Genomic DNA, 12082 nt, shown 5'->3' with positions numbered 1-12082 from the left:
CGGTGTATTTCAATTCCTGATAAGAGAAACAATCATTGTTGTGTCTCGAAAAATTGAATATGATTTAAGGCAGGATTTCTGGAATCATATTCAAAAACTGCCCTTGAGATTTTTTCAAAATAATTCTACTGGAAATATTATGTCTCATGCCACAAATGATATTAATGCTGTTCGTTCATTTGTGGGTCCTGCTGTAATGTATTCAATTGATAATGGTGTTTTGTTTGTAATGATTATTTCAATAATGATTTCTCTCAGTCCATCACTTACACTTTATGCTTTAATGCCTTTACCATTGCTTTCATTTCTTGTTTATATAGTCATGAAGAAAGTTCATAAACGATATATTAAAATTCAGGAAAAATTTTCTGAGCTTACAACACTCGCACAAGAAAATTTTGCAGGAATTCGTGTTATTAAATCTTATGTCCGAGAAGATTATGAAATTAAAAAATATACAAAACACAGTTTTGAATACTTAAATAGAAAAATGGATTTGGTAAGACTCCAAGCTTTATTCCATCCAATATTTTTTATGATTGCCGGTCTTTCTGCAATTATTGTGATTCTTTTTGGCGGTAGAATGGTAATGTATAATCAAATATCACTTGGTGTAATCGCTGCTTTTATTGCTTACCTTTCAATGCTAATTTGGCCCATGATTTCATTTGGATTTGTTGCAAATATGATTCAACAGGCAGAAGCAAGCATGAAACGATTGATGAAATTCTTTAATGAACCATACGAAATTTCTGATGGACCTAAAACCAATTACAACATTAAAACAATAAAAGGAGAAATTGAATTTAAAAATGTTTCTTTCAGATATAATGAATATCTGCCTTTAATACTTGATAACATCAGCTTTAAAATTAAACAAGGAGAAACAATTGCATTTATTGGAAGGACAGGAACTGGCAAAACTACTCTTGTGAATTTAATTCCAAGAATGTATGATGTTACTTCAGGAGAAGTTTTGATTGACGGTTACAATGTTAAAGAAATTCCTCTTAGTGTTTTAAGAAAAAATATTGGCTATGTTCCGCAGGAAACTTTTTTGTTTTCTGATACTCTTGAAAATAATATTGCATATGGATTAGATGGATATGATAAAGAATTAATTTATGAAGTTTCTGAAATTGCACAGTTGACCAAAGATGTAAAAGATTTTCCAAATGGATTTGATACAATTCTTGGCGAACGGGGAATAACTTTGTCGGGCGGACAAAAACAAAGAACAACACTTGCAAGAGCTCTTGCTGTAAATCCAAGAATTTTAATTCTCGATGATTCATTCTCTGCAGTAGATACACATACAGAAGAGGAAATTCTAAAACGACTTAAAAATTTCATGAAAGACAGAACAAGTATAATTATCAGCCACAGAATATCAACAGTAAAAGATTCAGATAAAATATTTGTGCTCGATAAAGGAAAAATAGCTGAGGAAGGGACTCATGATGAACTTGTGGCAAAAGGCGGCATTTATGCAGAACTTTATTACAAACAACTTCTTGAAGATGAACTAAAAGAAATTAACTAATGAAAGGCAGCAGTATGAAAAAAATAAAAGTTGCTTTCTTCTCAATTCCTGCAAAAGAAAAAAATTATTTGAGTAAAAGATTCGATAAAAGTAAATATGAACTTTTCTTTTTCAAGGAAGAATTATCTCCTGAAGCATCAATACTTAAACAGATAGATGTGCTTTCAGTTTTTATTTATGATAAAGTTGATAAATCTGTAATTGATAAATCAAAAAATCTAAAACTAATTGCCACAAGAAGCACAGGTTACAATCATATTGATATTGAATATGCAAAAAAGAAAAATATTTCTGTTTGTAATGTGCCTTACTATGGTGAGAATACTGTAGCAGAACACACTTTTGCTTTAATTCTTGCATTGTCAAGAAATTTGCATAAAGCTTACATTCGTTCTCAGCAAAGTAACTTTTCTCTTGATGGATTAAGAGGATTTGACCTGCGTGGTAAAACAATTGGAGTTATTGGAGCTGGAAGTATTGGTGTTCATGTGATGAAAATTGCAAAAGGTTTTGGAATGAATGTGCTTGCTTATGATGTAAGAAAAAATCATATACTCGAAGAACTTCTTGATTTTAAATATGTCTCTTTAGATGAACTGCTTGGTTCTTCTGATATTATTACACTTCACTGCCCATATAATGAAAGCACTCATCACATGATTAACATGAATAATATTGATAAAGTGAAAAAAGGTGCACTATTTATAAATACAGCACGGAGCGGAATAATTGAACCCGCAGCACTTTATTATGCAATTGATAAAGGAATATTTGGAGGTGCAGGCTTAGATGTTTTTGAAGGAGAAGAATTATTAAAAGAAGAAAATCAAATGCTTACAAAAAATGTTTCCAAAGAAAACATAGAGGCATTATTAAAAAGAAATCTTTTGTTAAGAAGAGAAAATGTAATTATAACTCCTCACATGGCTTTCGATTCTCACGAAGCAATCGAAAGAATTCTTCAAACTACATTTGAAAATATCATTTCATTTTTTGAAAATAAAAACTACTATAAAGTTATCTAATGGCTTCAGATTACAGTGATGAAATATTAGGCAAGGCATACGATGCCAAATTAATGAAGCGGCTGCTGAAGTATGTAAAGCCTTATAAAAAATATGTTGTTCTCGCTATTCTTCTCAATATACTTGTAGCAGCTTTAGGTCCTCTTCGTCCTTATCTTACCAAAATTGCTGTTGACAATTATATTTCTGCAAAAGATTGGAATGGATTAATTGTAATAAGCTTAATTTTATTTGCCTCTTTGTTTTTTCAGGCAGTGGTTCAATATTTTCTTACATATTACACTGAATTAATGGGGCAGAAAATTATTTTTGATTTGCGTGTAGAAATATTCTCGCATGTCCAAAAGCTTGCTTTAAGATTTTTTGATAAAACACCAATTGGAAGAATTGTTACACGAGTAACTAATGATGTTGAATCTCTTAACGAAATGTTTTCTTCGGGAATTGTTGCAGTTTTCAGTGATATATTTGTTATAGTCTGGATTTTTGTCTTCATGTTTTCTCTTTCATGGAATTTGGCGCTTGTTACCCTTTCAATTATTCCAATTCTTTTTTATGCTACGTTTTTGTTCAGAAAGAAAGTTAGAGAAACTTACAGAGATGTTCGGTTTCATCTTGCAAGACTTAATTCTTACATGCAGGAACATGTAACCGGAATTAATATTGTTCAGAATTTTGTCAAAGAAGAAGATGAATTAAAAAAATTTTCTTCAATTAATGCTGATTATAGAAATGCAAATATTAAATCTGTTTTTTACTATGCAGTATTTTTTCCTTTTGTAGAATTATTAAGTTCAATTACAATTGGTTTGATTATATGGTACGGAGGCGGCGAAGTTATTCAGAAACATTTAACAATTGGTGTTCTGTTTGCATTTCTTCAGTATACAGAAATGTTCTGGAGACCAGTTCGAGATTTATCTGAAAAATATAATATTCTTCAAACTGCAATGGCATCCTCGGAAAGAATATTTAAACTGCTTGATGATAAAACATTTGTTAAGAATCCTGATAAACCAATCATCTTGAATAATATCAAAGGCGAAATTGAATTTAAAAATGTCTGGTTTGCTTACAATCCAGAAGAGTATGTATTGAAAGATGTATCATTTAAGATTAATCCCGGCGAAACAGCTGCAATTGTTGGAGCTACAGGTGCAGGAAAAACAAGCATTATAAATATTTTGACAAGATTCTATGATATTCAAAAAGGAAGTATAACAATTGATGGAATTGATATTCGTCAGATTGATAAACGCAATCTCAGAAAATTTATTTCTGTAGTTTTGCAGGATGTGTTTTTGTTTTCTGGAACAATTAAATCGAATATATCACTCGGTTCAGAGGAAATTTCTGATGAGCAAATAATTCAAGCAGCTAAAATTGTTGGCGCACATGATTTTATTTCTAAACTTCCAAACGGCTATGATGAAGAAGTAAAAGAAAAAGGAGCCACTTTAAGTGTTGGACAAAAACAATTAATTTCATTTGCAAGAGCATTAGCATTCAATCCACAAATTTTAATTCTTGACGAAGCAACATCAAGCATTGATACAGAAACAGAAGAATTGATTCAAAATGCAATTGAAAAACTTTTAGCAGGAAGAACTTCAATTGTAATAGCACATCGATTATCAACCATTCAAAATGCAGATAAAATCATTGTTATGCATAAAGGTGAGTTAAAAGAAATGGGAACTCATCAGGAACTGCTTGCAAAAAGAGGAATATATTACAAGCTTTATCAATTGCAGTACAAAGAACAGGAAATTACGAAATCAGCATTATAAAAGTTATCGTAAAATTTTAATCTAATTTTCCTGAAAGTGCAGTTTGATATTTACAATTTCGGGTAAACTTCCAATTCTTACAGGAGGACCCCATCCACCAGCACCGCATGAAACATAATAGTGTGTATTTCCTTTCACTTTATATCCCCAAGGTAATTCATAAATTTTTTTTATGATATAGTTTAGGGGCCAAAGCTGGCCATAATGTGTATGTCCGGATAATTGTAAATCAATTCCATTTTGTTCTGCTTCTTCAAGATGAAACGGCTGATGGTCCATCAATATAATTGGAAGAGATTTGTCAACTTCTTTAATTAATTCACTTAATTCTTTTCTTCCTTTATCTGTAAATCTGTTTATTGAGCGGTCCTCTCTTCCTACAAGATAAAAAGCATTGTCAATTAAAATTGAATTGTCTCTCAACATTTGAATTTTGTGAGCATTCAAATAATTGACAGCATTGTTTACTCCGCCAATGTATTCATGATTTCCTGTAATTCCATAAACTCCATATTTTGCTTTTAACTCGAATAAAGCTTCTCCAACATTATCTTTTAAGACAGGCTTTATGTCTTCATCAATAATATCACCTGCAAAAAGAATGATATCCGGTTTGAGCTTGTTTATTTTGTCGACAACTTTGTATGCAAACATTTTTCCGTTGATGGTTCCAAGGTGTAAATCTGATGCCATGACAATATTAAGTGATTTCAAGCTGCCGGCTTTTTTGTTTATGTATATGTTGTATTTACGAACATTAATAATTTTTGTGGTAAAGAATCCTCCCATAATTAAAATGAATACAAAAATAGATATAAATGCCGCCAAAAAATTTTTTGTCCTCACAGGATTTTCTGTTATGAAAGACGGCAGAAAGTGTAAGAAGTGATTTATGATTCTGATTAAATCAATAACAATTAAAAACAGAAATGTATAAAACATTACTGCAATCCAGAACGAACCACACCATATTAAAAAATCACTAAGGTAAGAGACCCAATAATTTTCAAGTATTCTTCCAATGATGTAAGAGAGAATTAGAAAGACTAAAATGATGACAGAAATATTCTTAAAATTTTCTGGAATGATTGAGATAATTCTTCTTGCAATGTAATAATTTATTAAACCATAGATTGAAAATACAATTGCAAAGAATGTAATCGCTTGTGTAGTCTTCATATTTGTTTAACTTTTTTGGTTGGTCAATTAATGATTGCTTTTCTTTTTTGAACTGCTTTTTCGTAAAGTTGAATATATTTTTCTGCAGATTTTTTCCATGAGTAGTCTTTGCTCATTCCATTTAATTGAATTTTTTTCCATACATCTTTTAATTGAAAATCATGCAAAGCTCGCTTTACTGTATCTAACAAAGCATGACCTGAATAATCCCAGAACGAATAACCCGTCCCAATTTCTTGTCCCATTGCTAAAAATTCATTCCAATCCAGAACTGTATCTGCCAAGCCTCCTGTTTTTCTAACAACAGGAACGGTTCCGTATTTAAGAGAATAAATTTGATTTAAGCCGCAAGGTTCATATTTTGATGGCATAAGAAAAATATCAGCACCAGCTTCAATCAAATGAGCAAGTTCATTGTTATAACCTATGTAAGCATAAAGTTTATTAGAATACTTATGTGAAATTTGATAAAAAAGTTCTTCATATTTTTGTTCTCCGCTTCCAAGTATAATCCATTTTGCATTTAATTCCATCAGTTCATTAATCACATAAGCCAAAATATCAAAACCCTTTTGAGATACAAATCGAGAAATCATAGCTATGAGAGGAATATTTTCTTCAAATGAAAAGTTAATATGTTCAAGAAGAAATTTTTTGTTTTTTACTTTGCCAGATAAATCATTTATCGAATAATGATAAGGAATAAATTTATCTGTCTCGGGATTCCAGATATTGTAATCAACGCCATTTAGTATTCCATAAAAATCATCTTTTCTCATCTGCAAATATTCATGCATTCCTTCGCCGTATTCAGGAGTAAGAAGTTCCTTTGCATAAGTTTCGCTTACAGTATTTAATATATCTGCTGTGAATATTGCTGTCTTCAAAAAATTTACATCACCATAATATTCGCCAATCCCGCCAAAAAGGTAATGTTCATGTTTAATTTCTGCTTTAGCAAATGAATCTTTTGAAAATCTTCCTTGATATGCAATGTTGTGAATTGTGAATACAGTTGCAGTTTTTTCGAATAATTTATCCCATCCATAATTTTCTCTTAGAAGAATAGGAATCAAAGCAGTCTGCCAGTCATTGCAATGAATAACATCAGGCGCCCATTGAAGTCGCTGCAATATTTCAATTACACCTTTTGAGAAAAGAATGAATCTTTCATCTTCATCATTATCATTTGTGTAGATGCGGAAACGATGAAAGTAATGTGGACAATCGACAAAATAAACTTCCACATTAGATTTTTCTGAAGGATTTGAATTTGGAAGTTTTGCAGTATGAACATGAACAGAATGAACTTTGCCTGCAACACGAATGGGAATTTCACCAATGTCCCATCTGTAAGATAAGCCGTGCTCAACTTCACCAAAGGTATTATACTTTGGCATAAATACTTTTACTTCGTTGCCAAGTTTAGAAAGTTCTAAAGGAAGTGAACCAGAAACATCTGCCAGTCCACCAGTTTTAGCATAGGGATAAACTTCACTTGATACAAAAGCAATTTTCATCTGCAAAAGTTCAATAATTATAATTGCAAAGATAAGGAAAGAAAATTATTAATCGTGAAATGCACAACGGGAATTTTTAATTGCTCATAAGATTTGTAATAAACCGCATGTTTTTAGAGCTTGAGTTAGAAATAATAATTTTTAATACTGCTGTAAGAGGCACAGACAAAAACATTCCTGCTATTCCCCAGAGATAACCCCAAACCATTAAAGAAAAAAGTATTACAAGCGGATTTAATCCTAATCGATTGCCAAAAATTTGTGGCTCGATGATATTTCCAATAATGTTTTGAACAACTATAATTGTTGCAGTTACAAGGAGTGCATATCCAACAGATTCATATTGAATTAATGTCATCAATGCGGGCAAAGCAACACCAATTACTGAACCAATATTAGGAATAAAATTCAATAATACTGCAATTGTAGCCCAGACAATATAAAACTCAACTCCATAAAGCCAAAGTATTGTTCCAATCAAAATACCGAGTGAAATGCTGATTAGAAATTTAGTTATTATATATTTTTGAATTTGTTCTGTAATATCCTTGAAAGTTTTTTTAAGCTTCATCTCTCTTTGAATTGTTAATGTTGCAAGCTGCTCATCAATTGTTTCGTCATCTTTATTTAGAAGTTCCTGTTTCTGCTTTAATTCTTTTTTCAGTTTTTTAATTGTTGTTTTTACATTTTTCTCAACATAACGGAGTCTTATTGCTTCAACAATTTTATCATGGCCACTGCTTATAAAAATGAAGAAGAATAAAATCAAAAATAGATTTATAAAAACATCTATTGTAGAAGAAAAAACGCCGCTTGCAATATCTCCGTAATTTAATGTTCTAAGAAATCTGCTTATTGTGAAATTTGTATAGAGCGGGTCTCGTATTCCAATTGACCTGGATATATTTCTAATTATATGACTTAATTTTTCTGCATAAGAGGAAATGTTTTCGCCAAATTGCATGAATGAAGTAAGAATTATCTGTGAAATTCCTGCGAATAATCCTATTGTAATTAATATATCAATCAAAATAATAATTGCTAAGGGAATTTTTCTAATTTTCAAAAAATTATTCATAGGTTCATAAACAAAAAACAAAATGTAGGCAATTACAAAAGGAATAAAGATATGACGCAGTTCTTTCAGAATAAAAAAGATTATGAATAACCCAATTACAGAAACAAAAAATTTTATTGTTGAATCTGGATTGACTTTTTTCATGGTGTTTGCTTTTTGTTAATCAAATATATGAAAAAGAATATTTTATTATTGTGCCCCGAAATAATTTGAGTCGAACACAAAATGTTTTTCAAAATTTTCAGGAAATATTCATTTATTAAAATTATTTTAGATACTCAAATTAATATAATGAATAGTTATGAAATCATATTATCTGTTTAAGAAAGATTGGGAATCGGAGCTGCGGACTCGCTATGCAATTAATGCACTTGCTATGTTCATTCTTGTTACGATTAGTGTAATAATGTTTTCAATAGGCAGCGAAAAAATTTCTGAGTACTTAAATGGAGGCTTGCTTTGGGTGGTTATATTTTTTTCTGCAATGTCTGGGTTGTCAAGAGTTTTTGTTTCTGAGGAAGAACGCGGCACTACAATGACTCTTCATCTGATTGCCTCGCCCTCTACAATTTTTTCCGGCAAATTAATTTTTAATCTTGTTCTTGTTTTTTTAATGAATGCTGCAATTACAATTCTTTTTCTACTTTTATTTGAATCATTCATAATAAGAAACTTTTTGCTATTTCTGATTGCATTTATTCTTGGAAATTTTGGAATAGCTATTTCATCTACAATTATAGCAGCAATAATTTCTAAAGCATCATCCAAAGGAACTCTTTACCCTGTTTTGTCTTTCCCAATTTTGCTTCCATTAATTTTAATTCTTCTTGAATTAACAAAATTTTCTATGGACGGCAATCCAGTTTCTTCTTCTCTAATTGAAATTTTTGTTCTTGTTTGTTATGATGTAATTATGTTGACAGCATCATATTTGCTGTTCGATTTTATCTGGAAAGAGTAAATGTTTAATGGACGCAGATAAAAACAGATTTACGCAGGTAAAAACTGCGCAAATCTGTTAAATCTGAGGAATCAGAGTTCTATTAACTCTTACCAAAATGTTCATCTAAGATTTGTTTTATTTGTTCTTTGGTTTGGATACTGCTTGTAGCTTTAACAACTTTTCCATTTTTATAATAAACTGTAAATGGCAGTCCAGCAAAACCTCTGCATTCAGGAAGATTGCGAATTACTCTTGCATCTGGTATGTCAAATTCCATGTCAAAGAATTTTACATGATTATATTCACTTTCAAGTTCCTGCATTGCCTGATATACCGGAATGCACATTGGTCCCATTCTTCCGCAGCAAATCATAACGTTTTCATTTTCTTTGAGGATTTTATTGTATTCTTCTTCTGATAAAATGTGATTCAAATTTGTTCTGAGCATTTTATTTCCCTTAATTTTTTTTTACAAGCAGTGAGATGCCTGTAGATTAAAAAAGATTCTAAAAAAATTTTTTCCTATAAATTTTCTATCTTTTGTAAAACAAAAAAATTTTTTATCAATGGATAATTTTCATTATGATTTTGTGATTATAGGCGCGGGACTTGCCGGTTTGTATTCTTCGTATCATGCTTCGAAGTATGGAACTGTTGCACTTATTACAAAATCTACGATTGAAATTAGTAATTCTTATCTTGCTCAAGGAGGAATTGCTGCTGCAATAGGAAAAGATGATTCTCCTCGGCTGCATTTTGAAGACACAATAAAAGCCGGCAGCGGTTTATGTAATAAAGAAGCTGTAAATATTCTTGTTAATGAAGGAGTAGAAAGAGTTAAAGAATTAATTGAAATGGGAATGCAGTTTGACAAAGAAAATGGAGAAATATCATTTGGACTCGAAGGCGGTCATTCAAGAAATCGTGTTCTTCATGCTGGGGGTGATGCAACAGGAAGAGAAGTTGTAAATTTTGTTCTTAAATTTATTTATGGCAACGAAAGAATAAAAATTTTTGAGAATACATTAATTCATAAATTAATTTTGAGAGATGATGAATGTATTGGTGCTTATGCTTTTAATCATGAGAACAAAGAAAATTTTTTAATTACAGGAAAAGTAATAATACTTGCCACAGGAGGAGCTTCTGCAATTTTTTCTCACTCAACAAATCCACACACAACAGTGGGCGAAGGTTTATGGCTTGCTTATAGTATTGGAGCAAAAATTGAGAGTATGGAATTTATCCAGTTTCATCCAACATCATTTTATACTGGAACAGACGAAACATTTCTTATCAGCGAAGCAGTGCGAGGCGAAGGTGCACAACTTTTGAATTATGAAGGAAAAAGATTTCTTCAAGAAGAAAATATATCAGAACTTGCAACAAGAGATTTGGTTGCAGAAGCAATCTTCAATGAATTAAAAAGAACAGGTAAACCAAATGTCTTTCTAAAACTTAGTCATCTCAATGAAAATAAAATCAAAAAAAGATTTTCTAATATTTACAAAGAAGCTTTGAAATACGGAATTGACATAACAAAAGACCTCGTTCCTGTAACACCAGCAGCACATTATATGGTTGGAGGAATTAAAACTGGTTTGAATGCTGAAACAAATATTAAAAGACTTTATGCAGTCGGCGAAGTAGCTTCTACAGGTGTGCATGGTGCTAATCGACTTGCAAGCAATTCTTTGCTTGAATGTCTTGTCTTTTCGAAAAGAGCAATAGAACATTCATTAAAATATTTGAATGAGAAAATTAGATTTGATGAGTTTGTTGATGTTAAGTTTTATATAGATGATAATAACAAACAAAATTTTCTTGAAACAAAAAATATAATCGCAAAACTTTTGTGGAATAATGTTGGAATCATCAGAACAAAAGATTCATTGCTGGAAGCACTTAATGAAATTAATAATCTTTCAGAAAAATTTTCTGAAAACGAAAATGAATATTACTCCAGCAGAACAATTAGTTTAATTAATGTTGCAAAAATGATTACAAAAGCTGCATTCGCAAGAGAAGAAAGCAGAGGATGCCACAGAAGAAAGGATTTTCCTGAAGAAAATGATAACTTCAGAAAATTAATTATTCAACAGAAAGATAAAGAATTAGAATTGCTTCCCGTATCATAAATTTTTAATGAAATAATAATGAACAGAACAGAATTAACTCGAATAATTAAATGTGCCCTAAAGGAAGATGTTGGAACCGGAGATATAACAACAAATTTAATTGTGCCCGATTTTCAAAAAGGGACAGCTGAAATTTATGTAAAAGAAGATGGCGTGATTGCCGGTTTAAATGTGGCAAAAGAAGTTTTCAAAATCCTAAATGAAAAAATTGTTTTCAGAAAATTTGTTAAAGATGGTGATAAAGTATTTAAAGGAACTAAAATTGCAGAAGTGAAAGGTAGCCTTAGAGTTCTATTAACTGGCGAAAGAACATCTCTAAACTTTTTGCAAAGAATGAGCGGAATTGCAACATTAACAGCAAAATTTATGACACAACTCGAAGGAACTAATACCAAAATTCTGGATACACGCAAAACAGTTCCATGCTTAAGAATGCTTGATAAATATTCTGTTAAAATTGGCGGAGGAACAAATCATCGGTTTGGACTTTACGATATGGTGCTAATTAAGGATAATCATATTAAAGCTGCAGGAAGCATAACCAATGCTGTTCAACTGATAAGAAAAAAATTAAAGAAAAAAATTAAAATTGAAGTTGAAACAACAAATCTCGATGAAGTTAAAGAAGCATTATCAAACAAAGTTGATATTATAATGCTCGATAATATGCCAATCGATATGATGAAAAAGGCAGTAAAATTAATCAACGGCAAAGCTAAGACAGAAGCTTCCGGCAATGTATCACTTGAAAATGTTAGAAAAATTGCTTTAACTGGAGTTGATTATATCTCAGTTGGAGCATTGACTCATTCAGTCAAAGCACTTGATATCAGCATGAAAATTAAAAATTGTTAAAACAGAATTAT

General features: G+C 31.0%; 10 protein-coding genes. 6 read left to right on the top strand and 4 right to left on the bottom strand.

Annotated elements, in window-relative coordinates; all coding sequences use genetic code 11:
* The 3 genes from AC27L2_RS06945 to AC27L2_RS06935 all read left to right on the top strand — a co-directional run.
* The coding region (locus AC27L2_RS06945; RefSeq protein WP_487210993.1) for an ABC transporter ATP-binding protein at nucleotides 1-1543 on the top strand (1543 nt) is incomplete at its 5' end.
* Nucleotides 1544-1557: 14 nt separating this feature from the next.
* Entirely contained in the window at nucleotides 1558-2568 is a 1011-nt protein-coding gene (locus AC27L2_RS06940) for an NAD(P)-dependent oxidoreductase (RefSeq protein ID WP_487210992.1), read from the top strand.
* On the top strand, nucleotides 2568-4358 hold the full coding sequence (locus AC27L2_RS06935; RefSeq protein ID WP_487210991.1) for an ABC transporter ATP-binding protein: 1791 nt from the start codon (nucleotides 2568-2570) through the stop codon (nucleotides 4356-4358). The genes AC27L2_RS06940 and AC27L2_RS06935 overlap by 1 nt, the downstream gene beginning before the upstream one ends.
* A gap of 21 nt (nucleotides 4359-4379) precedes the next feature.
* Here the strand turns inward: AC27L2_RS06935 and AC27L2_RS06930 are convergent, their stop codons facing one another.
* From AC27L2_RS06930 to AC27L2_RS06920, 3 genes are all read right to left on the bottom strand, one after another.
* Nucleotides 4380-5537 (bottom strand): metallophosphoesterase, encoded by a 1158-nt coding sequence (locus tag AC27L2_RS06930; protein ID WP_487210990.1) that lies wholly within the window; start codon nucleotides 5535-5537, stop codon nucleotides 4380-4382.
* Between the two features lie 23 nt (nucleotides 5538-5560).
* Complete coding sequence (locus tag AC27L2_RS06925) at nucleotides 5561-7057, bottom strand: glycogen synthase (RefSeq protein ID WP_487210989.1); 1497 nt, start codon at nucleotides 7055-7057, stop codon at nucleotides 5561-5563.
* Nucleotides 7058-7133: 76 nt separating this feature from the next.
* Nucleotides 7134-8279 (bottom strand): AI-2E family transporter, encoded by a 1146-nt coding sequence (locus AC27L2_RS06920; protein ID WP_487210988.1) that lies wholly within the window; start codon nucleotides 8277-8279, stop codon nucleotides 7134-7136.
* A gap of 157 nt (nucleotides 8280-8436) precedes the next feature.
* Between AC27L2_RS06920 and AC27L2_RS06915 the strand changes: the two genes are divergently transcribed.
* Nucleotides 8437-9096, top strand: coding sequence for a heme exporter protein CcmB (locus AC27L2_RS06915; protein WP_487210987.1), 660 nt, complete (start codon nucleotides 8437-8439; stop codon nucleotides 9094-9096).
* A gap of 82 nt (nucleotides 9097-9178) precedes the next feature.
* On the opposite strand, the gene AC27L2_RS06910 is transcribed toward AC27L2_RS06915, so the two are convergent.
* Nucleotides 9179-9526 (bottom strand): thioredoxin family protein, encoded by a 348-nt coding sequence (locus AC27L2_RS06910; protein ID WP_487210986.1) that lies wholly within the window; start codon nucleotides 9524-9526, stop codon nucleotides 9179-9181.
* 118 nt (nucleotides 9527-9644) lie between these two features.
* Between AC27L2_RS06910 and nadB the strand changes: the two genes are divergently transcribed.
* Nucleotides 9645-11216 carry an L-aspartate oxidase gene (gene nadB / locus AC27L2_RS06905; protein WP_487210985.1) on the top strand — a complete coding sequence of 524 codons (1572 nt, stop codon included), beginning with the start codon at nucleotides 9645-9647 and terminating at the stop codon, nucleotides 11214-11216.
* A gap of 18 nt (nucleotides 11217-11234) precedes the next feature.
* Entirely contained in the window at nucleotides 11235-12071 is an 837-nt protein-coding gene (gene nadC, locus AC27L2_RS06900; RefSeq protein WP_487210984.1) for a carboxylating nicotinate-nucleotide diphosphorylase, read from the top strand.
* Nucleotides 12072-12082: the final 11 nt, after the last annotated feature.

This window comes from Rosettibacter sp. KY25 (genome assembly GCF_057554405.1).
Note: the sequence above shows the minus strand (reverse complement) of the source record. Positions and strands in the feature narration are given on the sequence as shown.